Origin of the sequence: Thiosulfatimonas sediminis (assembly GCF_011398355.1) — a bacterium.
In the GTDB taxonomy this organism is placed as follows: Bacteria; Pseudomonadota; Gammaproteobacteria; order Thiomicrospirales; family Thiomicrospiraceae; genus Thiomicrorhabdus; species Thiomicrorhabdus sediminis_A.
This window is the reverse complement of the sequence record NZ_AP021889.1, coordinates 378,034-402,251: the sequence shown is the minus strand read 5'-3', so window position 1 is coordinate 402,251 and position 24,218 is coordinate 378,034. Positions and strand designations below refer to the sequence as shown.

The following is a 24,218-nucleotide window of genomic DNA, read 5'->3' as shown; positions in this document are numbered from 1 at the left end:
GCTTTATTCCGATTTAGCCATTTTACCAATCGCACAAGATACAAACGATTTAGCCTTAACACCAACTGCTTGCATACCTTCAAGCGAGCCGCGCTCAGGATACCCCATTTTTAATAACGCGGTTTTGACTTGCGCCAAAATCACCTCGGCTGGCGCACTGCTCTCAAAACGTACTTCACCTTTTTCAACATTCACCTGCACAGCGTCTACCCCAGCCAATGCACTGAGATTTTTACTAATCGACGCGACACAGCCGCCGCACTTAATGTTTTCCACGTGAATGTGATATTCCATGTCTTGCTCCTTTACGATTAAGGGAAATGCAGAAGCGCGCAACAACCAATCGGGTCATATTCTGTGGCTTCTTAGATATCAACACCGTATTTTAACTTAGGCAACCTTGCAACCCAAACATTTAGGAAAACGCCGAACCAGTCTGCATTACCTGAAGCCATTTGAACTTATTCTGGGTCTCCTTAGCCAGGTCAATACTGCTAGAATAAGCCCCTATCAACCTCTTATTCGATTGTGCAACATGAACCAATTTACGAACCATTACTTGCAGCTTCCTAACCACCTGTACCGAAACGTCGATCCAGAGCCGCTATGGGATGCGCACTTGCTGCATTACAACCAAACTTTGGCGCAAGAAATTGGGATTGCCCTCACCAGCGAAGAAGTTGCTCAGCTCACCAGCGGCCAAGCCCTTCCGGCAGAGTTTGCTCCACTGGCTCAAAAATACACTGGACACCAATTTGGCTACTACAATCCAGATTTAGGCGATGGGCGCGGCTTATTACTTGGCCAGGTACTCCATCAGAACCAATCGTGGGACTTGCATTTAAAAGGCGCTGGACAAACCCCTTTTTCTCGGCGCGGCGATGGGCGGGCAGTCTTACGCTCCGCAGTACGTGAATATTTAATTGGCGAAGCATTGCATTACTTAAACGTACCGTCTACTCGCTGTTTAAGCCTTAGCCATTGTCCAGAAACCGTGTATCGTGAAAAAATCGAAACCCGCGCCAGTTATATCCGTGTAGCGAAAACACACATACGCTTCGGGCACTTTGAATGGCTTGCAGAAATCAACGACCGTGATAGTTTTCGTCAACTGGCCGACTATGTTATTGCACAAATTTATCCGCATTTAAGCGAACACCATGAAGCGCAACGCTACGCACAACTATTCCAAGAAATCTGCGGCAAAACCGCGCAGATGATTGCCAAATGGCAAGCAGTCGGTTTTTGTCATGGTGTAATGAATACGGACAACATGTCGATTGCCGGCGAAACCTTTGATTTTGGCCCCTATGCATTCCTCGATGATTTCAAAATTCACTATATCTGTAATCAATCCGACAGCGAAGGGCGTTACGCATACAGCCAACAGCCAAATATCGGTTTATGGAACTGCCAAGTGCTTGGGCAAGCCTTCTTGCTATTACTCGATAGCACACAAGTTCAGCAAGGCCTAGATCATTTTGTCACGACCTATAACCAACACTACTTGGCGCTGATGGGCGCTAAATTTGGGCTACAAACCGTGCACACGGATGATCGTGATTTTATTGCACAAAGCCTCATTTTGATGGATAAAAGCCAACTCGACTTCCACCATTTTTTCAAAAAATTAGCACTCTTAGAAAGCGATCAAGAAGCGCAATGGCAGCAGTTCATCGGTGACAGCAAAGCGTGGCGCGATTGGCAAACCCAATACTTAGCACGCACCGCCAGCCAAGAACGCATACAAAGACAGCAGCAAATCCAACAGCACACCGCAGACTTTGTTCTGCGTAATCATATTGCACAAGAGATTATTCAGCAGTGTGAAAAAGGGAACGCCGAACTATTAAGCCAAGCGATGCAATGGCTGCAAACACCACACCAGCCTGCGCCGGAATTGGCGGAAAACTACGCGCATTTTTTACAGGCGCCAACGGCAACACAGAAAGGAATCGCACTAAGCTGCTCCTCTTAAGCCGATAAAACCTCCAATTGGCGCACTTTTCGCTAATCTACGAACAGTTTGCCAATTTATAACCGACTTGCTATGGAGTACTTATATCAATGCAAATGCAAAGTAGTTCAATCGTTGCCACAACCGCTGATCGACGTTGCGGGCCAAGAGTCAGCATAAACTTGCCGATTAAAGTGCTCGAACCCCTTTTATTAGATGGCAAATTAATTGACCTCTCACTCTGCGGGTGCGGCATTTTAATGAGCGAGCCTTTGAGTCCAAATAGCCTTCTAACTGTGCATCTATCCTTACCAAGTGAAGACGGCTTTACCCAAATTGCATTAAAATGCTCGGTTGCACGCTGCAACAAAATACGAAACCAGTATTTAACAGGTTTATCGTTTGATGAGCTAAAGCCTCATCAATCATACGAAATCAATGCATTTTTTCATTACCACCGCCGCTTTAGTGCATAATTTAGCCTTATCGGAAGCGTCGTTTCAGGAAGAACCCAACTATGGATTCAATCAGTGTTAAAACCAATCGAACCGTCACCTTAATCGGAAAAAATGGTCAAGCCAGTGGCGTGTTGGCCGATTTATCGATTGAGAATGCTGGCGTACAATCGCCGCGTGGCGCTCGAGTTGGAACCGAACTGGAACTGGCGTTTGAAATCCCCACCTCCGAATATTTCCGTTCGCTTAAAATTCTTGGCAAAGTGACCCATCGTCACAATAACGATCAAGGGGTCTACCTAAAACTGCATTTTCAAAACATCACGCCCATACAGCGCCAATACATTTTGGAATTTATCGAATACAAACAGCGCTTGTCACAAATGAGCCAAAAACGCCAAAGCCATTTTTAACAAGAAACCGATTTCTTCTAAAAAACAGAACAAATATACGGCTGATAACAACCAACAAGCAGCACAATTCCCCATCACTGAAAACGACAGTCAATCAATGCGTTAATGATAAAAAAAGCGACACCTTGAACCACTCTAAAAAATTTACTGGTAAATCAACGCATTAAGAACCTCCAAGCCATAAAAAAAGGTCCAAGCAAACACCGTAAATTCTTGCGTTTAAATAATTTCATGCAGTGCAACACACCATAAGATAACTAAAAAAGTTAAGACGGTGCAAAAGTAAATCCACATGACTTCAGGCACAGAAAAATTTAGCTCAACCAAGCGACCGCGATGTCGAAACTTGACAAACACAAGCAACACCGCCCAGTTAAATGTTTCAAAGTTCCTATCAACGAAGCTTGCAATCTCTCGCTGAAGTCAATGGTAACGGATTCTGCATCGTCACAAAATGGCTAATCTGTTCAAGCATAGTGAGAACGAAGAACAGTTCAAAAGAGGAAATATTCATGCGCGATAGCGGTAAGGTTACACAAAGAGAGCACGTGCTTGCTCCGGGCACTAAAATCGTCTCCAACACCGACTTATTCGGCAATATCATCAGCGCGAATGAAGCCTTTATTGAAGCAAGTGGCTATGAATGGCGTGAATTAGTTGGCCAACCGCACAATATTTTGCGCCATCCGGATGTACCGCCAGAAGTCTTTAAAGATTTCTGGGAGACAATCCAAGCCGGTCGACCATGGTCACAAATCGTCAAAAACCGATGCAAAAACGGCGACCATTACTGGGTAAACGCCAATGCAACCCCTGTATTTGAGAACGGTAAAATCGTTGGTTATATGTCATTGCGAATGGCTGCCACCGAAGCAGAAAAACAAGCGGCGGCTCGCGCCTATCAAGAAATTTCCGCCGGACGAATGACGATTAAAAACGGGGTCATCCAAAACGCAGAAACGCGCTATAACCCTTTGCGCCATATCAACACCGCCACTATGCTCATTGTATTTGCGGCTTTGGAAATGATTATCGGACTTATTCCAAACCTTTTGCCAAGCATTCTTAACACGCTTCCAATAGCGGTATTTGAAATCTTACAAATCACCTTGGTCGCAATAATTATTTTTGTGCTCTACAAACATGGTCAAAAACTGACCTTGATCGAAGACACCCTAACCGCCATCTCTGGCGGTAAATTCGACTCGCACATCGATAGCTTTGGAAGTAATCAAATGCAGCGAATCCTTGGACGGATGCACTCCATGCAAATCCGCATCGGCACGGATTTAGACCAGGCACATGAAGATTTGCGTAATGCGGTGCGCCTCGAACAAGCGCTTAAATCAGCCAGTACCAACATCATGGTCGCGGATCGTTTCCGCAGTATTATTTTTGTTAACGACTCGCTGCAAAAAATGCTGGAAGAGGTCGAACCTGAACTGAAAAAAACCTTACCAAAATTCGATAGCAAGAATTTAATTCGCCAAAACATTGATATTTTCCACCTCAATCCACAGCATCAAATCGACATACTAGACAACTTAACCAGCACCTATGATGCACGAATTACCGTAGGCTCTGTGATTATTGATTTAAGAGTCGACCCTATTTATGACGCCAAAGGCAAACGCATCGGTTTTATCACTGAATGGAAAAACATGACCAATCAATTGGAAATCGAGCACAATATTGAACGCATTATCTCCGATGCGGCGAAAGGACAGCTCAGTAACCGAATTGATACATCTCATCTCAAAGAATTTGAAAAAGAGGTTTCTAATTCAGTCAATACGCTGCTTAGCAGCTTCTCCGACACACTATTAAATCTTTCTCGCGTACTCTCTAAAATGAGCACTGGTGATTTAACCCACCGTATTAACGGCATTTATTATGGCCAACTTAACGCCATGCAAATGGCGATTAACAACTCCTTAGCCAATCTGGATATGACGCTGCATAGCATCCGCACAGGTGCCAACGAAATCGGCACCATGTCACATGAAGTCGCTGTGGCCAGTGAAGATCTTTCAGAACGCACTCAACAACAAGCCGCCAGCTTGGAAGAAACTGCTGCCAGCATGGAAGAAATCACCTCTACCACCAAACACACTGCTGAAAATATGAAGCTTGCCGATCAGATTTCGCACGAAACCGCACAGGTCGCGCAACAAGGTATTGAGGTGATGAAACAGACCATTACCGCGATGCATGAAGTGACCGAAATGAGTAAAAAAGTCAGTGAAATCACCTCGGTGATAGACAGCATCGCTTTTCAAACCAACTTACTGGCTTTAAATGCGGCGGTTGAAGCAGCGCGTGCCGGCGAACACGGGCGAGGTTTTGCCGTAGTGGCAAGCGAAGTGCGTAATTTAGCGCAGCGTTCAGCACAAGCAGCTAAAGACATTTCAAGCCTAATTTCAGCGACCACAACGCAAATTGAAAGAGGCACCGAATATGTCGAAAACACCAATACCGTTTTTGAAGGCATGGTCGAGAAAATCAAAAAACTCGAAGTATTAATCTCCGAATCCTCACAAACGACCTATGAACAAGCCAAAGGCATCGAACAAATTAATCAGGCGGTGTCCCATCTTGACCAAGCCACGCAACAAAATGCCGCCTTGGTCGAAGAACTCTCTGCAACCGCTAACAATATGAGTGAGCAGAGCCTTGAGCAAGCGAACTTTATCAAACGCTTTAAACTAAGCAACAACACCAGCCAACACTCTGCGCTAAGCGGACGTTTTGTCGAAGCGAAAATGGCGCATAACACTTGGTTGATTCTAGTTGAAAACTTAACGTCTGGAATAGAACAAAAAGAGATTGATTTCCAAGCAGCTCGCAGTGACAACCTCTGTCAATTAGGTAAGTGGATTTACGGCGAAGCACAGAGTTTAATGCACTTTAACAGCGTACAAAAACTGACTGAAGCACATAAAGAATTTCATGCCACAATTGGACGCATCAGCGATGCATACGCCATTGAAGATGAAACCAGTATTACTGAACTGAAAAAACGCCTTGCTGAATTGGCACAACAAGTCACTCAATATTTAGATGAAATAAGCAATGAAGTCGGTGGTGCAGGTAGCGCCAGTGCGCCAGCGAACCTTCAACCAACCGCCTCTAGCAAACCAATCAGTAAGGTAGCACCACCGGCTAAAATTCAAACGCCAAAAACGTCCTCATCAAGTCATCATAAGCAAGACGACTGGGACGAGTTTTAATTTTCCAACAACGGTGGGCTAACCATCGTCCGAAAAGCCCTTAATGTCTTCATACTTATGCATTAAGGGCTTTTTTTATATTCGATATTTGAAGCGACATAGAACAAATCCAAACGGCTTTCGGCACAGAAGAGTTTGGCTGAGCAAACGGCGCGAGGCTTGCAATGCATCACTCAAGTCACGGATGCCTTGTTCTGCATCTCTTTAGGTCGCTTAACGGCAAATTCGTTCATAGGGTTGTAGAACCTGTGCCAAGCCTTGCAGCGTAAACTGATAGGAATGCTTGCCTAAGGCACGATGCTCTATCACGAAAGTGACCAGCTTCCCCTGCGCCAAAGCGTCCAATAATTGCCCATACGCCTGTTGCATCAAGCGCATATTCTTACCAATTTTTGCGGCGTCCACTTCAAAACGAATCTGATTCAGATAGTGCTCCGCGTTGAGTTCCGCCTTTAGAACGCCTTGCAAAGGTAAATCACCCGTCTTTGCGTCAATTTGATAGGTTACATTGAGTAGTCGAGGGGTTTCCGAGAGTATCTCATCCTCAAACAATAAAACCTGTACTGCCGGAAAAGGCGACATAGCCGAACAAGTTACCCCAAAGAAAACCGCTTTATCCGGGGTTTTGGTATAAGCCTCTAAATCCAATACCGAACCCTGTACATCGTGATACAAGCTTAAATGAAATGCGCCAATTTGCTCGGTTTTATCAGGCTGCGCCAATACCTGATGACTAACGCCAAAAGTCGTTAAAATAAGGACTGCTGAAGCTCTGAAGTTTCGCCATTTAAAAGTCATAAATTCCCTTTTTTAGTATTTTAGAAATATTCTTATACTTTCTGCACAGCCCCCACTCAAGGGCCGTAATTTTACTGATAAATCTATCGATAAAGGCTAGATTTTTTTTCTAAACCCTTTAATATTAAAAAAATTTTTACAAATTATCTGTACATAAGTCGAACATCGCAGTGCCAATAAAAGGATTTTAATGTTTGGTCTGAGCAACAACAAGACAACCACAGGCTGGTTGTTTATCTTTCTTAGCGCACTGTCTGCACTCATTTTTGCGGCGTTTGGGATGGCTTATCTCAGCTATCAAAACCAGTCCGCTAATGAAATGCGCCAGTTGGATCAGCTCAGCCAAAATTTTGCACTGCAACTTAACCAAAACATTAACAACCGCAAAGACACCTTAGAGCGTTTTGCCAGCAATTTAATTCAAGACAATCAATTACTTTCCGACGCGCAATTACAAAATTCGCTGGATTCCAGAATCCGCTTGCATGATTACTTTGGTGGCGGTCTTGCGATTCTAAATCAGCAAGGGGAGATTATCCGCCACTCACCAGCACAGAGCGAAAGAGTCGGTGAGTCCTTTGCCAATAAACCTTTTTTCCGCGTTTTAAACCAATCTCTGCGTACTTACACCAGCCCACCAAGCTTTGATAAGCAATTAAACCAAATGGTCATCTACATCATTACCCCTATTAGCGATAAAACCGGGCAACCCATCGCTTATTTACTGGGCATTATGTCTTTACAGGGTGATCTGGTCAGCAATATCAAACCGAATCTACGCAATGGCGGCGACTACTCAATTTATGACTTAGATAATCATCTCGTCATCTACTCCAGCGAAAAAAGCTTGGCTATGCAGTCAATGACCGCAAATGACAACCCACTGCTTAGCCTAATCCTTAGCGGCCGCTTTACCGGAGCCTTAGGCAATGCGTTTAACGATCAAAAATTGTACTCGGCTTACCAGTTAGAAGACCTTCCTTGGCTGGTGATTCTCACCATTGACAATCTACCGGCAAGGCAAACGGCGATTCAACAATTCTTAAACCTACTGGTTCTCTTGGCGGTCTTTTTGAGCTTCGCGATGATGCTCTATCGCTGGCGGTTAAAACAACAATTAGTGCCGATTCGAGCGCTAAGCGAAGCCCTACTCACCCTTAAAAATGAGAGGAACGAGATTCATCCTATTACCTTGCAAAGCGCCAGTGAACTGGATGCTGTTAGCAAACTACAAACCCTATTTAATGACTTGGCCGCCCACAACCAAGAAGCCTTTGAAGTCATCAGACAACAAGCGCGCCAAGCCGAACAAGACAACACAGATACCCAAGAATTTTTATCACGTATAAGCCAAGAACTACGCACACCGCTCAATTCGGTTGTTGGTTTAAGCGCTCTTCAAATGCAAGACTCGCACCTCACCGAACAGGCACTTGAGCGCACCTACCACACCCATTTTGCTGGCTTGTTGATGCTTAATCTCATCAACGATGTGCTCGATGATCGATATTCACGCAAGCACCCAATCAGCATCGAACGCACGCAATTTAAACTCGATCAGGTGATTGAGCAGCTCGCGATTATGTTTACCAGCAGCAACCTAGAGAAAAAAAATCAACTGCTCTTTAACGTCAACCCCAGTGCGCCAAACTACCTTATCGGCGACCCATTGCGTCTGACACAGCTTTTATCCAATCTAATCTCTAATTCGATTAAATTCACTCGCGGTGGAACAATTGAGTTGGTGATTGATTTGGTTCATCAGCGTAACGAAAGCCAAATCAAACTGAATTTTTGCGTACGTGACAGCGGTGCCGGCATAGAACAGCAAAAGCTCAGTGCGCTGATGCAAAACTTAAAAAATGGCCATTACAATCAATTCAACTACCGTAACTCGCATGGCTTAGGTTTGGTCATCAGCGAACGTTTATTACTATTAATGGGTGGCGATGCTTTGCAAATTCGCTCCGAAGTCGGCGGTGGAACCGAAGTATGCTTTAGCCTAGAATTTCAAACGGCGCACATCAATCAACAGAAAACCCTATTTAAATGTCTCAACCCGACCTGTCGAGCCTTAATCATTGAACAATCCCAAGCCAGCGGCGATATTCTCAGCCGCACGTTAAAAGCATGGGGATTTATCGTCGAAAAAATCACCGCCAATCGTCCAATTATGAGCGAATTAGATACCAAGTTTGCCGATGATAAAACCTACGACGTGATTTTCATGGAGTCGTTGAGCGAACAACAGCGCACCAATATCCTTCTCAAAGATATACAGCGCTTCCTTGAACAGCATATCGAACTTAACCAGCCAATGCCCAAGTTGGTTTGTTTAAGCAACCTAATGCTACGCCAACCGATTCAAGAGGTTAAAGGCGTCGCTTATCTGGCATTGCCTTTCAGCCGCTCGGCGCTGTTCAATACGCTTAACCAAATTGCGGTCAATAAACAAGAAAACATTTATCCGCTCAACCAAACCAAAACCATCCGTTTCAATCAGCAGAACATTTTGGTGGTCGAAGACAACCAGCTTAATGCGGAATTTATCAGCCAGATTTTGCAAAACATTAATCTGCATACCCATCACGCAGAAACCGGACAGCAGGCGATTGAATTATTAAAAAATGAAACCTTTGATTTGGTGCTTATGGATTTGCAAATGCCTGGTCTGAACGGTTTTGAAACCACCAAACGGATTCGCGAATTTAACATTAAGATCCCTATTATCGCGCTCACCGCCGCAGCCATGCCTGCCGATAAAGAAAAAGCGCTTAAATTCGGGATGAATGCCTATCTCACCAAGCCGATTGATGACGAACAACTCAAGAGCACGTTAAGTGAATATCTACTGTTTGATCGGGTTACTGCAGCCATTGATGCCGTACCCATAAAACAGCTGAATGCACCGAAACAACCGAGCATCTTAATTGCCGAAACACTCGCCAGTAATGCCAGTTTATTGAGTGATGTTCTGCAAGCCGACTACCTTGTCGAAAGCACCTTAACTGGCGAACAAGTGTTACAAATTGCCCGCTCAGATAAACGTCCAGACGTACTGTTGCTGGATATCAACATGCCAAATATCGACGGGCTGACGCTGTGCAAAAAACTCAAAGAAGACGAGCAGACCAAGCACATTTCAATCATCCTACTGTGCGATGCAGAGCAAGCGATTGACGTTGAAAAAGGACTTCGACTCGGCGCGCTAGATTACCTATTCCGCCCCTATTCACTGCCGATTGTCCATTCGCGTATTCGCAATCATTTAGCGCTAAAAATCAAAACTGAGATGCTCGAACAGCTATCTGACATTGACAGCCTGACCAAACTTCCCAACCGCCGTCAGTTTGAGGAAACTCTATTCAAAGAGAGTAAACGCCTAGCCCGCAGTGAAAAAATGCTCGGTATTATTTTGATTGATATGGATAGCTTCAAAGCCTATAACGAACACTATGGACATGGCCTTGGTGATGAGTGCTTGCATAAAGTGGCGCATGCGATGAACAATATACTACGCCGCCCCGCCGATATGCTCGCGCGCTATGCCGGCGAAGAATTTGTCGCACTGCTACCTGAAACCGATTTAATCGGCACCCAGAAAGTCGCTGAACAATTTTGTCAGGTCGTCCGTGATTTGCATATCCCACACGAACACTCAAAAGTTGCCAGCGAACTCACCGTCAGTCTAGGTTACAGCGCGGCCTTTATCCAAACGCCACAAGACGCTAACAACTTACTGCAACGTACCGACAAATTTCTCTATCACGCCAAAGCACTTGGCCGCAATCGAATCTTTGGCCCCATCGATGGTGGCGGTTAAACGCTGGCTAAATCGCCTTTTAGCTCTAACCAGGATTTACGATCTGGGCTGCGTTTTTTCGCCAATAACATATCCATCACTTCAGACACATTCTGTTTTGGGTTTTCAGCATCATCGGCCGTTAATTGCAACTGCACCAAACGTCGACTTTCCGGCAGCATGGTGGTTTCGCGCAACTGTCCAGGGTTCATCTCACCCAACCCTTTAAAACGCGTAACCTGTATTTTGCCAGCAAGTTTTTCAGCGCTAATCCGGTCCAGCACCCCTTGGCGCTCTGCCTCATCAAGCGCATAAAACACGCGTTTACCGACATCAATTCGATACAGCGGCGGCATCGCGACATAAATATGCCCCTCGGCCACCAGTTTTTCAAAATGCTTCACAAACAGCGCACAAATGAGCGTGGCGATATGTAAGCCATCCGAATCCGCATCGGCCAAAATACAAATTTTTCCATAACGCAATCCACTTAAATCGTCCGAGCCGGGATCGACGCCTATCGCTACCGAAATATCGTGAATCTCTTGTGATGCCAACACTTGGGAAGATTCAACCTCCCAAGTGTTTAAAATCTTACCGCGCAAAGGCATAATCGCCTGGAAATTTTTATCACGCGCCTGTTTAGCCGAGCCGCCTGCCGAATCCCCTTCCACCAAAAAAAGTTCCGTCCGCGCTAAATCATTATCAACACAATCGGCTAATTTTCCTGGCAACGCTGGACCTGAAGTGATTTTCTTACGCACCACTTTTTTGGCTTTGCGCGAACGACTGTTGGCATTAGCAATCACCAACTCGGCAATTTTCTCGGCCACTTCAGTGTGTTGGTTTAACCATAAACTTAGCGCATCTTTGACCACTCCGGAAATAAACGGCACACACTCACGCGACGACAAACGCTCTTTGGTCTGCCCAGCAAACTGCGGTTCCTGCAATTTTGCCGACAACACAAAAGCGACGTTCAGCCAGGCGTCTTCCGGGGTGATTTTAACGCCACGGGGCAGCAGATTACGAAATTCGCAAAACTCGCGAACCGCTTCGGTAACGCCGGCTCGAAGCCCATTAACATGCGTACCGCCTTGCGGTGTTGGTATCAAGTTTACATAACTTTCATTGAGTAACTCACTCGGCTCTTCCAGCCAAGCAATCGCCCATTCCACCTGTTCGTTTTCCGCAATGCTGTGCCCAACAAAACCTTCTTGCGGCAGACGCTCACGCCCATCAAGCGCGTCATTAAGATAATCTTTTAAACCTTGCTGGTACTGCCATGTCTCTTTCTGGCCGGTTTTTTCGTCAATAAAATTCACTTTTAACCCGGAACACAACACTGCTTTGGCGCGCAATAGATACAGCAATTTGCTAATCGAGAACTTAGCACTATCAAAAAACTTTGCATCCGGCCAAAAATGCACAAGGGTTCCGGTATTACGTTTACCGACCTTGCCAATTTCTGCAAGCGGTTTGGCTAAATCACCATTGGCAAACTCAATCTCATAAAGCTTCGCATCGCGACGAATCTGGACCACCACTTTGGTCGACAACGCATTCACCACCGAAATCCCGACACCATGCAAACCACCGGAAAAACTGTAGGATTTATTGGAAAATTTTCCACCGGCGTGCAATCGGGTCATAATCACTTCCACCCCCGGAACGCCTTCTTCCGGATGAATATCGACGGGCATACCGCGACCATTGTCGACCACACTCATCGAGCCGTCGGCAAAGTGGGTAATGGTTATCTCATCGGCGTGTCCAGCCAGCGCTTCATCGACACTGTTATCGATCACTTCCTGCGCTAAATGATTTGGTCGCGTGGTGTCGGTATACATTCCAGGACGCTTACGCACCGGTTCTAAACCAGTTAAGACTTCAATTTCCGCTGCATTGTAGTTTTCGGCCAAGGCAAAACTCCTAAAGGTGACAGTTGGGGTGATAAAATAATGCCCAATTTAGCGCCGATAATACCATAATTTTCCCGCTTATCCGCCGCTCGACCGGCTTGAAATGTGCAGAGACCGAGGATTGATTGCAAAATGAGCGAAATCAAATTAAGCGCCGGCTGGCAAAACCATTTACAAAGCGAATTGGAGCGAGCTTATATGCAGCAGCTTTGCGCAATGCTGCAACAACAAAGCGAACAAGGTGAGACAATACTGCCGCCAGCATCACAGCGCTTTAATGCGCTCAATGCGACGCCTCTGGAGTCAGTCAAAGTGGTGATTCTCGGCCAAGACCCCTACCCCACACCTGGACACGCCCACGGATTGTGTTTTTCGGTTTTACCCAGTGTAAAACCCTTGCCGAAATCACTGAACAATATCAATCAGGAACTGCTTGATGATTTGGGCATAGATAATCGCCACAGCGGTTTTTTACAACCTTGGGCTGAACAGGGCGTGTTGCTGTTGAATTCAGTGTTAAGCGTGCAAGCCGGCAAGGCCAATTCGCATCAAGGACAAGGCTGGGAGCGTTTTACCGATAAAATTATCGAGCTCGTCAATCAGCACTGCGAACACTGTGTGTTTATTTTATGGGGTAATTATGCACAAAAGAAAGGCGCTAAAATCGACGCACAGCGTCACTTGGTGATTAAAACCGCACACCCCTCTCCGTTATCGGCGTATCGTGGTTTTTTTGGCAGTAAACCATTTTCGCAAAGCAACCAATATCTCCAGCAACATGGCAAAACACCGATTAATTGGCAGCTGCCTCTGGCACAGGCGCAACAACCGTTGCCACTTCATCCGGTAGACGCGTCACAAAGCCAGCAGTAAGTAAAATCTCAATCCGTCGATTACGCTCTTTGCCCGCAGCCGTTTCATTGCTCTGCACCGGATGGTGCTCAGCAAAACCAGAAATCGAAAATTGTTGCGGCGGTAACTCCGAGGCCTGAAAGAGCTGATCCATAACAGTTTGCGCGCGCATGGCGCTTAAAAACCAGTTATTTTGTAGCGGGGAGTTAGGCAAAATAGAATCACTGTCGGTATGCCCTTCTATCACGATTTCGGCATTCCAATACAAATCTTGCTGCGCCGCATACTCTAAAATAACTCGCGTCTGCGGGGAGTCTTGATCGGCCAAGCGAAACAAGCGACTCTGTTTTAGCAACACACCCAGATACTGCAGCTCTTCTTGCAGCTGTGCGGACGGGGTATAGCCGGCACGATCGAATGCGGCCGCACTTTGCACCTTGAACAAAATACCTTGCGGCGTGCGATGCACCGACACCACTTGTAATCCTTGGTTATCAATCTGCTGTTCTAGCTCCAGATAAGCGCTATTAACCTGCTCATCCGCCCAAACTTGTAGCTTGGAAACTTGGGTTTTATTGAGCACAATCATCATAATAAAAAACGTAATTAACAAGGTAATCACATCACCAAACGCCAATAGCCAGCCACTGCGCGCGCGCTTATCCGGCGATGTCACCAGCCAGCGAGAAATCATTCCAATACCTCGGTAACTGGCGTGTCTTGACGTAAATTCGGCAAGGGAAGACTGGAATTTTCTAATAGTGAAAGTTTCGGTAACAGATAAACCTCAACCCGTCGATTATGCGCGGCAAACAGATACTGCCGCAAGGGATGAAAGCTGCCATAACCGGCAATCATAAAATACTCTGGTGCCAAGCCGCTATACAATTGCAAAAATGACATTACCGCATAAGCGCGGTAACTGCTTAGCTCAACATTGTCTTTAAAACGCGCATTTGGCAACATCGGATAGGCGTCGGTATGCCCTTCAACGCGGACAAAAAATTGGGCTTCAATATCCACCGCTTGCAAATGGCGTAGCCAGCGCTGGTAATACTCCGGCGCCTGCGGCAAGTTCAAGCTCTCAATCAATTTAGCCATCTGCAATAGATAAGGCGTTAATTCTGGATTAATCGCCACTTGCGCCGATTCAAACAGATTCTGCGCCCCTAAAATATTCGGGTCTAAGCTTAAACGCACCCCTTTGTTGAGTGTATTTTCAACTTGCAACCACACCATGCCACGCTCTTGTTTATAATTTTCAGCACGCTGGTAGAGATCATTAACAACATTTTGATATGCCCGTTTGGGAGGGACGCTTTCCAATTCAATCACACTGAGAATAAACAGAAAAATCGCCAATAACGAGGTGAACAGTCCGATATACACCAACAACCATGTTGGCGCAGCGGCGACCGGATTGCCTTTAAAAAGCAGAGAACCGCCTTTGGAGTACTTGCTTAAGCTGAGCATACTTCGACCTCCTAGCGCAGACGCTGGTTAAACAAGCTCGCCAAGACGCTGCCGAGTTTTCTCATGCACAAATGACATCAACTGCTCTTTAATTAACAGCGCCGGTTCATTCCCTTTAATCGCAACCACCGCATGGATAATCATCTCGTTTCTCAGCAAATCCTGCTCGCTCAACACCTTCAGTTTTCCGGCAATCGGTAGAAACAGCATATTCGCCAACAAGACACCATAGAAGGTCGTCACCAACGCCAAACCCATACCATGCAATAAGCCGGATAGCATATCGTTCGTTGGCGATGTGGCCAGTGAGTTCAAATCGACATTCACTTCGGTGGTCATCATGATAATCAACCCCATTACCGTGCCCATCATGCCGAAAGCCGGTGAATAAGAGGCCATATTGATAAACACTTCTTGCGAGTTGAGTTCTTGTAGACGAGTTGTCATCAAACGGGTTTGCAAAGCTTCACGCAATTTGTCTTTGTCTTGATAAAGCAACATCTCATTCAAAGCGGTACGCAGGAATTTATCATCCACATTGTCCAGATGATTTTCGATGGCCAAAACCCCTTTACGCTTACCGAGCATCGCCAAATCAAAAATTTCATTAATCAAATCTTCATCAGAGCGGGGTTCTCTGGCAAAAATTTTATAAACGCCGGGGAAAATCGACCAGACTTGGTTGAGGGGATAGTTAATCAATACCGCAGCTAAGGTTCCTCCAAGCACCAATAACAGTGCTTGCCAGTTAAAGAAGGCGTGAATAAATTGTTGCTGATCGTAATCGAACACACTCAGTGCAAGCAGCACTATGGCAAATGCAATCCCTAGAAAACTGGCAAGCCGACTCATGTCGAATTCCTCTTAATTAATGAAAAAGCCAAACGACTTTATTCGTGGCCCCCCGGCTGCGCGTCTAACGACTCGGCAATCGAAGGAGCGGAAAAATGTTGTTGATACCATTCTGCGGTGAGTTGATTAATTTCTGCCGTACTTAAGGCGCTAACATCATCAATGCGTTTAATGTACAAATCCACCGTGCCTGGGCGTTTCATAAAACTGTTTTTTGGCCAAAAATGACCACCGTTATGCGCAACAAGATAAACCGGAACTTGAGCCTGCTTAGCCAACATGGCTGCGCCAATATTAATTTTGCCCAACTCGTTCGGCGGCATCCGCGTCCCTTCTGGAAAAATCACCACCCAAATACCGTCATCCAGACGCGCTTGCCCCTCTTGCAAAATCTGCTTTAAAGCTTTTCGTCCGGCACCGCGGTCAATCGCAATCGGGTGAAGTAATCTCATCCCCCAACCGAAGAAAGGAATCCGCAATAACTCTTCCTTCAAAACAAATGCTTGCCGTGGAAAAATACGTTGCAACTGCAAGGTTTCCCAAGCCGATTCATGTCTAGCAAGGATTAGACCAGCTTTTTCTGGCTGAATCAGCTCTGCGCCGTGAACACGCACTTTAATACCGCAGGTTAGACGTAACCACCACAAACAAAACGTCGCCCATTGGGTCATTACGCGGTAACGCGCTTTATGTGAAAACGGCAGAGTTAATTGACCTAACACAGATATCACAACCAGCGAGATTGTCTGCCCTAAAGCGAACAACAGCGAACGTAAAATTAAAATCGGATTCATCTTTTCTCCTTTAATAAATGCTGCACAACAGACGCTAAATCATCGTATAACGGAATATTCGCCAATAGCGGATGTTGCGAGGCTAAGGTGCGCTCGCCTTTACCGGTTTTGACTAAATAGGGTTGCATTTGCATCGCCATAGCAGCTTGCATATCGGCCAAAGTGTCACCCACCATCGGCGCACCTTGCAGAGAGATGTTCAACGCTTGTTCAATCGCTTGGAACATCCCCACTGCTGGCTTGCGTGCCGGAGAGTTATCCTCGCCCAAATAGGGCGAATAGCTAATCCAATCAATCCTATAAGGCGCCAGTAAAGTATGCATTTTTTGATGCATGGCACTCAAGGTTGCGCGGTCATAATAACCGCGTTTTATTCCCGACTGATTGGTGGCAATCGCCACTCGCCAGCCATCGGCCTTGAGTTGTTGAATCGCTTCAATACTACCATCAAGTGGCCGCCACTCTTCGGCAGACTTAATAAAGGCATCGGAATCTTGGTTAATCACGCCATCGCGATCTAAAACAATGATCTTGGAAGGGCTTAGCTGCATTTTTATTTCCTGTGTCCGCTCGCCATACAAAAAAGCACGAAGTCGAAGCCCGTCTTAGAACTTCAAATCTTCGTGCTTTGAGGCTTAACGCAATAATTTATAAACGTGAAATATCGGCAATATCAGTAAACAACTGATAAATCTGATGCAACAGTGCTAAACGGTTATTTCGCACGGCTTCATCGTCAGCCATGACCATCACGCCCTCAAAGAAGGCATCCACTTCGGCGCGAATCGTTGCCAATTGTTGCAAGGCAGCAATGTAATCTTTGTCGGCAATCAAATCGCTCACTTGTTCACGTAATTCGTCCAACTTGGCAAACAAGGCACTTTCGGCAGCGTTTTCAAACAGAGAGGTATCCACTGTTTCAGCAATTTCAGCGTCCACTTTCTTCAGTAGATTTGCGATACGCTTATTGGCCGCGCTCAAGCTTTCCGCGCCGTCAATTTGCGCGAACGCCTTAACCGCTTCGATACGCTTAGCAAAATCCAATGGATGACTTGGCGCACAAGAACGTACCGCCTCAAACTGCTCTGCCGAAACGCCTTGGTCGGCAAAATAGGCTTTTAGACGACTGATCACAAAATCGTGAATATCCGCAACTAGCTTATCGTTACACGTCACCTGCGGATGCAAATCCAATGCGAAACGAATCATCAACTCAAGGTCTAAATCCAGCTCTTTTTCGATGATGATACGCAACATCCCCAATGCAGAACGGCGCAGTGCGAACGGATCTTTATCACCGCTTGGTACCTGTCCAATGCCATAAATACCGGTAATCGTATCCAGCTTATCGGCAATCGCCAATGCCTGTGCTACCGCAGAACTTGGCAGCTCATCACCGGCAAAACGCGGCTGATATTGTGCATCCAACGCATCTGCAACTTGCTGATCTTCTTTCTGTTGCATCGCATAGTAGCGACCCATAATGCCTTGCAGTTCAGGAAATTCCCCAACCATTTCCGACATTAAATCGCATTTTGATAGACGCGCGGCGCGCTCCAACATTGCTGGCTCCGCCCCCAAGGATCTTCCGACCTTCACGGCCAAGGTTTCTAAACGCTGCACCTTGTCAAATAAGGTGCCTAATTGCTGTTGGAACACCACCGTTTTTAAGCGCGGCAAGAAATCATCTAACGGCTGCTTACGATCTTGATCCCAGAAAAATTTAGCGTCCGACAAGCGCGGACGAATCACGCGTTCATTACCCGATTTTACCGAAGCCGGATTCGAGCTTTCGATATTCGAGATGGTAATAAACTTGGCCATCAACTTGCCATCGGCATCCAGCATATGGAAATATTTTTGATGGCCTTTCATCGCCGAAATCAGTGCTTCTGACGGCACGCTTAGGAAAATTTCATCAAAATCACCAACAATCGCTTGCGGCCATTCATTTAACGCGGTGACTTCATCCAGCAAGTCTTCATCAATCTGCGCAATACCACCAGCCGCTTGTGCAGCCGCTTGAACTTGACTGCGAATCATCTCCGCACGAACCGCAAAATCCGCTTGCACATAACCTTGTGTGCACAACGTATTGATGTAATCCGCCGGCGTGGCAATGTCAAGCTGCTGCGGTGCATGAAAACGATGACCGCGCGTAGCGCGCCCTGTCTCATGACCAAGTATGGTTGCCGGAACGATATTCTCGTCCATCAGCATGACCGCCCAATGCACCGGACGCACAAACTCTACATCTGAGGCTCCCCAACGCATCCGTTTTGGAATCGGTAATTTCGCCAAGGACTGATTCACAATCTCAGGCAAGAGTTGCGCGGCAGCTTGGCCTTTTTGCTCTTGCATAAAGGCCATCCAAACGCCTTTATCGGTATCTACCTCAATCAACTGCTCGATGCTCGCGCCACAACCACGCGCAAAACCTTGCAGCGCTTTGCTTGGATTGCCATCGGCATCAAATGCCGCTTTTTTGGCAGGACCTTTTTTCTCCACCGTTTGATCTTGCTGTTTGGCTTGCAACGTTTGCACACGTACCGCTAAACGACGTGGCGAAGCATATAAATCCACCTGACCATAGCTTAATTTTGCGTCCTGCAAACCGGCTTCTATCCCATCGGCAAAAGCTTGGCTCAGTTTTTTAAGGGCTTTTGGTGGCAGTTCTTCGGTTCCAATTTCAACTAAAAAATCGACAGTATTGCGCATTATTTTGCCTCCCCTTGCATCGTGCCCTTAACCAGCGGGAACCCTAAAGCTTCACGTCCCTCGTAGTACGCTTCGGCAATCTGACGAGCCATAGTACGCACTCGACCTATAAAACGCGCACGTTCGGTGACTGAAATCGCATGCCGTGCATCAAGCATATTAAACGCGTGCGACGCCTTAAGAACTTGTTCGTAAGCCGGTAAGGGTAATTTATCGGCAACCAACTTAGCGAAGATTTGCTCACACTCATCAAAGGTACGGAACAAAATATCGGTATCCGCTTTTTCAAAGTTATAAGTCGACATTTCCACTTCGTTTTGGTGGAAAACATCACCGTAAGTCACTTTACCGCCCGGACCGTCGACCCAGGTCAGATCGTACACCGAATTAACACCTTGCAGATACATGGCGATACGCTCCAAACCATAAGTGATTTCACCCGTTACCGGACGACACTCCAAGCCACCAACTTGTTGGAAGTAGGTGAACTGGGTCACTTCCATACCGTTCATCCAAACTTCCCAACCTAGACCCCAAGCACCCAGCGTCGGTGATTCCCAGTTGTCTTCGACAAAACGGATATCGTGCTCTAAAGGATCAATCCCCATGCGCTTTAACGACTCTAAATACAACTCTTGGATATTATCCGGCGACGGCTTCAACATCACTTGGAACTGATAATAGTGTTGTAGACGGTTCGGGTTTTCACCATAGCGGCCATCCGTTGGACGACGACAAGGCTGAACATAGGCAGCGCGCCATGGCTCAGGGCCAATGGAACGTAAGAAGGTCGATGGGTGGAACGTGCCCGCCCCCATTTCGTTATCATAGGGTTGCATAACCACACAACCTTGTTCTGCCCAAAAGGCTTGTAGGGTTTGAATCAAACCTTGGAAGGTATTGATATCTGTTGCTGCATTTGCCGACACAGTGAAACCTCTTTAAAATTTTGTATAGAGCGACGCCGGTCGGCGACGAAACAGCACGCACGACCGGTCAGGAATTTTAGAAAATTGGCTGATTATAGCGCATAATTTGCCAAGGTTTAACCATAAGGAAGAAGTCACCCGTGTTAGAAGAAAATGTTCTATTCATTGACGCCAAAGGGCTCAAATGCCCAATGCCTGTCATCAAGCTCCAACAAGCCGTACGCAAGGCACAAGCCGGTGCTCAAATTCAGATCGCTTGTACTGATAAAGGCGCTGAAAACGACATTGGCAGCTGGGCGCGCGTCAACAAACACTCGATTACTGAAATACACCCAACAGATTACGGCCTATTGATTACGCTACGCATAAAAGAAACCGCGGCTTAAGAGATTCTAAATCAGCGCCATTAAGCCGCTTTGCGAGCCGCGATAAACAGTGATTATTTGACTATAGCGGCAGAGTCTACTATGGTTATGTGTTAACTCTTTGTAGCCCATACAACGATACCCAATGTATAGCGGTTGTTTCTGTCAAAAGTAGGGAGATTATGAAAAACTGGCCTATTACTTTACCGGTCGCCGGCTTAGCCATGCTGGGCGGAGCACTCATCGTTGCGCTCAGCGCACTGCCGACAGTTTCCGATGCAAACTTAACCACTGAACCGCAACCGCTTGTTCTGCCGCAGCCGGCCACGCTTGCCAAAATTGCCCCTGCAATGACGCAACAATCGGAGAAAGCCGCACCACAAGCGCAAGAACTCGTGGTGAAAACCGTAAAAATCGAACGCAATGACTCATTGAGTACCGCACTGGATCGTGTTGGCATTGGCGCCAGTACGGTGTATCACATCAGCCAAAGCAAAAATAGCGAATTACTAACTCATCTTAAAGTCGGCGATGAGCTGAAAATTTGGCTCGATCAAGATGGCAACTTGCAAAAAATCGTTTATCCAACATCGCAAACAATCAGTCATGAACTAATTGCCACCGACACTGGCTATCACATTAGTAAACATGAAAAACCGGTTGAAATCCGCACTCGTACTGCCTATGGCGAAATCAAAGGGGCTTTCTACCCTGCGGCTGAACGCGCCGGTTTAAGCGCCAAAAGCATTATGGAACTAGCAGACTTACTGGCTTGGGATGTCGATTTTGCACGCGAATTGCAAGACGGCGACTACTTCAAAGTCATCTATGAAGCGCGCTACCTAGACGGTGAGTACATCGGTGATGGCGACATACTGGCCGCTCAAGTCAGTACCGATGGCGGCAAACAGATTCACAACGGTTTTATTATGCGCGACGGAGCCAAAGTCATCGGCTTTTATGATGAAAACGGCAATAACCTGAAAAAAGCGTTTTTAAAAGCCCCAATGGACACCGTACGCGTTACTTCGCGCTTTAACCCCAAACGCTTGCACCCCATTTTTGGCACTAAACGTCCGCATCGCGGTGTCGACTATGGCGCAAAAACCGGCACACCAATACGCGTTACCGGTAACGGTAAAATCGTACATCGTGGCTGGATGGGCGGCTACGGCAATGTCATCAAGGTTCGTCACACCAACGGCTACGAGACCCTATACGCGCACATGTCAAAATACGGCAAGTACAAACAAGGGCAATCGGTTAAACAAGGCGAAATTATTGGCTATGTCGGTAGCACCGGCAATTCGACTGGACCACATCTGCATTACGAGTTCCGAATCAATGGCGAACACGTTGATCCGTTAAAAATTAAATTTCCGGCCGCTGGCCCCATTGCCGTGAAATATCGCAAAGAGTTTACCCAACGCAGTAACTTTTTATTATCTCAGCTAAACCGCTTGGACCAGAGCACGCAGTTGGCCTATAACTTTGAGTAAAACAGCACTCTATATCGGTCTCATGTCCGGCACCAGTGTGGATGCAATTGATGCCGCACTGGTCGCCATTAGCGGCAAACAAATCAAACTGCAACACTTTACCAGCACAACGCTGGAAGCCTCGCTGAAAGAAAAATTACTCAACTTCAATCAACAACCTCAAATTGCCTTACTGGATTTTTGCCAGCTACATAGCCAACTGGGGCAAGCCTTTGCCGCCAGTGTCAAACAACTGCTGACCGAGACCCAACTAAGTGGCGCACAAATTACAGCTATCGGCAGCCACGGCCAAACGATTTTTCACGCACCTGAAGTCAGCATGAGCTTGCAGATTGGCCATCCAGCACTTATCGCCAAGCAAACCGGCATCCTGACCGTGGGTGATTTCCGGATAGACGATATGGCACTCGGTGGACAAGGCGCACCCTTTGCGCCGGTATTTCATCAAATGCTGTTTGCACAACACGACAAAGCCATCGTGGTAAATATCGGAGGCATTGCCAATATCAGCATCATCGCCCCTCCTGAGAGCGAGGAAAAAAACATTGGCTGGGATTGCGGCCCCGGAAACGGCTTAATGGACGAAGCCACTCAACGTTTTTTAGGACAACCTTTTGATGAAGACGGCAACTTAGCGCGCCAAGGGCAAATTCAACACGCCCTGTTAACCCGTTTACGCCAAGACGACTATTTTTCTAAAGCCGCACCGAAAAGCTCAGGAAGAGACTATTTCAATTGGCCGTGGCTAAATAAGGCCCTATCAAGCAGCGTCATTGAAGATTTGCCGATTGAAGATTTGCTCGCCACCCTGAGCGAATTGACGGCGATCTGTATCGCCACTGACATCCGCAAAGCCACTGCCAAAGATTCAAGCAACCGCTCGGTTTGGATTTGTGGCGGCGGTGCACTGAACGAGTATTTAATTCAGCGCATTCAAACGTATCTACCTAACTACCAAGTGCAATCCTCGCAAGCGGCCGGACATCACCCATCTACGATTGAAGCGATGCTGTTCGCTTGGCTGGCACATCAACGCCTTAATGATCAACCCATCGCGCTGAGCGCCGTTACCGGAGCAACGCGCGATGCCGTTCTTGGCGGTATCTGGCACCCTTAAGACTTATCGATTTTTTGCTCGCGCTTACCTTCACGAAACGCATTTACGGTTGAGCGCAAAGCCAGCTCCGCGGGATAAGGGTGGATAATTTTTTGCGTTGCTAAATACTCACAACCGTAACGATGAATCCACCCCTCCAATAACTTCATCAAACTCACCAAAGGCACGATACCTTGCTGAAACTCACTAAGCGTTTGCTGATAAAAGGCCTTTTCCGGCGCGCTTAAATCCTCTTTAAAATACGCATACATATGCTCAATGGTGTTAATCATCTTACCGCGAGTGGTTTTGGTGCCGATAGCAGCCAAAAAAAGCGCTCCATAAGCCTGTAAATTTTCTGCTAAATTTTCTTTGGTGCAGGCCGCAACAATCGGCCCCATTTTACGGTAGAGAGCTTCACTTTTAGAAAGCAGCAAATATTTGTGGTCACGATGAAACGCTTGAAAAGCAGCAACCGTTGGCTTGCTTTCAAAAAATTCACGCCAACGTGCGGCAGAAAAGATATGCAACATAAAGTTTTCACGCAACCAAGCATCTTGCAAACGCCCCTCTTCTTCAATCGCAATATGCGGAAAGTTTTCGCATAAATTTCGAGTAAACAAGCCCATGTCCACAGGGTCTTTGGAACCAAACCATTCACCACTTGGGCGATACACTTTAATGCGTTCCAGGCCACAGCTAGGTGAACGCGATTTAACCACCGCCCCATCCAGATTCTGCTTGTGAAAAAAATGCATTTTCTTATCCGTGTAATCTTGTAAACCGTCCGTATAATCCTGGCCAGACTTGGGGCCAATAACACGCACTTGGCCTTCAACAGCGACCAGTCGCACTGTTTCCCTTGGTGTACCAATCACCGCAGCTTCAGGACAAAAACGCTTAAATTCAACATAATCGGCCAACTTATAACGCACAAAATCATATTGTGCATGGCCTCCGTTATAACGGCATTCCGTACCCAGTAAACAGTCGGAAATCGCAATTCTAGGTTTAGGGAAATGCGGCTTGGCCAGGGATTGTTGGTCTTGAGTTTGCATAAAAA

General features: G+C 46.5%; 19 protein-coding genes and 1 pseudogene. 9 read left to right on the top strand and 11 right to left on the bottom strand.

Annotated features, from left to right (window positions below):
* Nucleotides 1–3: 3 nt before the first annotated feature.
* Entirely contained in the window at nucleotides 4–294 is a 291-nt protein-coding gene (locus HRR27_RS01825; protein ID WP_173270027.1) for a heavy-metal-associated domain-containing protein, read from the bottom strand.
* A gap of 241 nt (nucleotides 295–535) precedes the next feature.
* Between HRR27_RS01825 and HRR27_RS01820 the strand changes: the two genes are divergently transcribed.
* The 4 genes and pseudogenes from HRR27_RS01820 (at nucleotide 536) to HRR27_RS01805 (ending at nucleotide 6,055) form a co-directional block, all read left to right on the top strand.
* Nucleotides 536–1,978 carry a protein adenylyltransferase SelO gene (locus HRR27_RS01820; RefSeq protein ID WP_173270024.1) on the top strand — a complete coding sequence of 481 codons (1,443 nt, stop codon included), beginning with the start codon at nucleotides 536–538 and terminating at the stop codon, nucleotides 1,976–1,978.
* An 89-nt stretch (nucleotides 1,979–2,067) separates the two neighbouring features.
* Nucleotides 2,068–2,433: a PilZ domain-containing protein gene (locus HRR27_RS01815; protein WP_173270020.1), complete on the top strand. Its 366-nt coding sequence runs from the start codon at nucleotides 2,068–2,070 to the stop codon at nucleotides 2,431–2,433.
* Nucleotides 2,434–2,462: 29 nt separating this feature from the next.
* A pseudogene (locus HRR27_RS01810) lies at nucleotides 2,463–2,825 on the top strand (PilZ domain-containing protein); the annotation flags it as partial.
* Nucleotides 2,826–3,337: 512 nt separating this feature from the next.
* The gene (locus tag HRR27_RS01805; RefSeq protein WP_173270014.1) at nucleotides 3,338–6,055 is read left to right on the top strand and encodes a methyl-accepting chemotaxis protein; all 2,718 of its coding nucleotides are present in this window, start codon (nucleotides 3,338–3,340) and stop codon (nucleotides 6,053–6,055) included.
* 213 nt (nucleotides 6,056–6,268) lie between these two features.
* Here the strand turns inward: HRR27_RS01805 and HRR27_RS01800 are convergent, their stop codons facing one another.
* A complete protein-coding gene (locus HRR27_RS01800; protein ID WP_173270011.1) occupies nucleotides 6,269–6,853 on the bottom strand; it encodes a hypothetical protein in 585 nt (194 codons plus the stop codon).
* Between the two features lie 190 nt (nucleotides 6,854–7,043).
* On the opposite strand from HRR27_RS01800, the gene HRR27_RS01795 reads away from it, so the two are divergent.
* Nucleotides 7,044–10,676 carry a response regulator gene (locus HRR27_RS01795; protein ID WP_173270008.1) on the top strand — a complete coding sequence of 1,211 codons (3,633 nt, stop codon included), beginning with the start codon at nucleotides 7,044–7,046 and terminating at the stop codon, nucleotides 10,674–10,676.
* Here the strand turns inward: HRR27_RS01795 and parE are convergent.
* Nucleotides 10,673–12,577, bottom strand: coding sequence for a DNA topoisomerase IV subunit B (gene parE, locus HRR27_RS01790; protein WP_173270004.1), 1,905 nt, complete (start codon nucleotides 12,575–12,577; stop codon nucleotides 10,673–10,675). The two genes, HRR27_RS01795 and parE, sit on opposite strands and share 4 nt — an antisense overlap.
* A 132-nt stretch (nucleotides 12,578–12,709) precedes the next feature.
* Between parE and ung the strand changes: the two genes are divergently transcribed.
* A complete protein-coding gene (gene ung, locus HRR27_RS01785; RefSeq protein WP_173270000.1) occupies nucleotides 12,710–13,450 on the top strand; it encodes a uracil-DNA glycosylase in 741 nt (246 codons plus the stop codon).
* On the opposite strand, the gene HRR27_RS01780 is transcribed toward ung, so the two are convergent.
* The 7 genes from HRR27_RS01780 to glyQ form a co-directional block, all read right to left on the bottom strand.
* Nucleotides 13,371–14,123 (bottom strand): OmpA/MotB family protein, encoded by a 753-nt coding sequence (locus tag HRR27_RS01780; protein WP_173269996.1) that lies wholly within the window; start codon nucleotides 14,121–14,123, stop codon nucleotides 13,371–13,373. The genes ung and HRR27_RS01780 overlap by 80 nt on opposite strands.
* Complete coding sequence (locus tag HRR27_RS01775) at nucleotides 14,120–14,902, bottom strand: OmpA/MotB family protein (protein ID WP_173269993.1); 783 nt, start codon at nucleotides 14,900–14,902, stop codon at nucleotides 14,120–14,122. Before HRR27_RS01775 ends, HRR27_RS01780 begins: the two co-directional genes overlap by 4 nt.
* Nucleotides 14,903–14,929: 27 nt before the next feature.
* Entirely contained in the window at nucleotides 14,930–15,754 is an 825-nt protein-coding gene (locus HRR27_RS01770) for a motility protein A (RefSeq protein WP_173269990.1), read from the bottom strand.
* Nucleotides 15,755–15,792: 38 nt separating this feature from the next.
* The gene (locus HRR27_RS01765; protein WP_173269987.1) at nucleotides 15,793–16,548 is read right to left on the bottom strand and encodes a lysophospholipid acyltransferase family protein; all 756 of its coding nucleotides are present in this window, start codon (nucleotides 16,546–16,548) and stop codon (nucleotides 15,793–15,795) included.
* Nucleotides 16,545–17,099, bottom strand: a complete 555-nt coding sequence (gene gmhB / locus HRR27_RS01760; protein ID WP_173269984.1) for a D-glycero-beta-D-manno-heptose 1,7-bisphosphate 7-phosphatase — start codon at nucleotides 17,097–17,099, stop codon at nucleotides 16,545–16,547. The genes HRR27_RS01765 and gmhB overlap by 4 nt, the downstream gene beginning before the upstream one ends.
* Before the next feature lie 97 nt (nucleotides 17,100–17,196).
* Nucleotides 17,197–19,266, bottom strand: coding sequence for a glycine--tRNA ligase subunit beta (gene glyS, locus HRR27_RS01755; RefSeq protein ID WP_173269980.1), 2,070 nt, complete (start codon nucleotides 19,264–19,266; stop codon nucleotides 17,197–17,199).
* Nucleotides 19,266–20,195 (bottom strand): glycine--tRNA ligase subunit alpha, encoded by a 930-nt coding sequence (glyQ, locus tag HRR27_RS01750; protein WP_173269977.1) that lies wholly within the window; start codon nucleotides 20,193–20,195, stop codon nucleotides 19,266–19,268. Before glyQ ends, glyS begins: the two co-directional genes overlap by 1 nt.
* Before the next feature lie 140 nt (nucleotides 20,196–20,335).
* Between glyQ and HRR27_RS01745 the strand changes: the two genes are divergently transcribed.
* The 3 genes from HRR27_RS01745 to HRR27_RS01735 all read left to right on the top strand — a co-directional run bounded on the left by HRR27_RS01745 (nucleotide 20,336) and on the right by HRR27_RS01735 (nucleotide 23,176).
* Nucleotides 20,336–20,581 carry a sulfurtransferase TusA family protein gene (locus tag HRR27_RS01745; RefSeq protein WP_243830864.1) on the top strand — a complete coding sequence of 82 codons (246 nt, stop codon included), beginning with the start codon at nucleotides 20,336–20,338 and terminating at the stop codon, nucleotides 20,579–20,581.
* Between the two features lie 161 nt (nucleotides 20,582–20,742).
* A complete protein-coding gene (locus HRR27_RS01740) occupies nucleotides 20,743–22,059 on the top strand; it encodes a peptidoglycan DD-metalloendopeptidase family protein (RefSeq protein WP_243830863.1) in 1,317 nt (438 codons plus the stop codon).
* Nucleotides 22,052–23,176, top strand: a complete 1,125-nt coding sequence (locus tag HRR27_RS01735) for an anhydro-N-acetylmuramic acid kinase (RefSeq protein WP_243830862.1) — start codon at nucleotides 22,052–22,054, stop codon at nucleotides 23,174–23,176. Before HRR27_RS01740 ends, HRR27_RS01735 begins: the two co-directional genes overlap by 8 nt.
* Here HRR27_RS01735 and HRR27_RS01730 read toward each other — a convergent pair.
* Nucleotides 23,173–24,213: a YbgA family protein gene (locus HRR27_RS01730; RefSeq protein ID WP_173269973.1), complete on the bottom strand. Its 1,041-nt coding sequence runs from the start codon at nucleotides 24,211–24,213 to the stop codon at nucleotides 23,173–23,175. The two genes, HRR27_RS01735 and HRR27_RS01730, sit on opposite strands and share 4 nt — an antisense overlap.
* Nucleotides 24,214–24,218 lie beyond the last annotated feature (5 nt).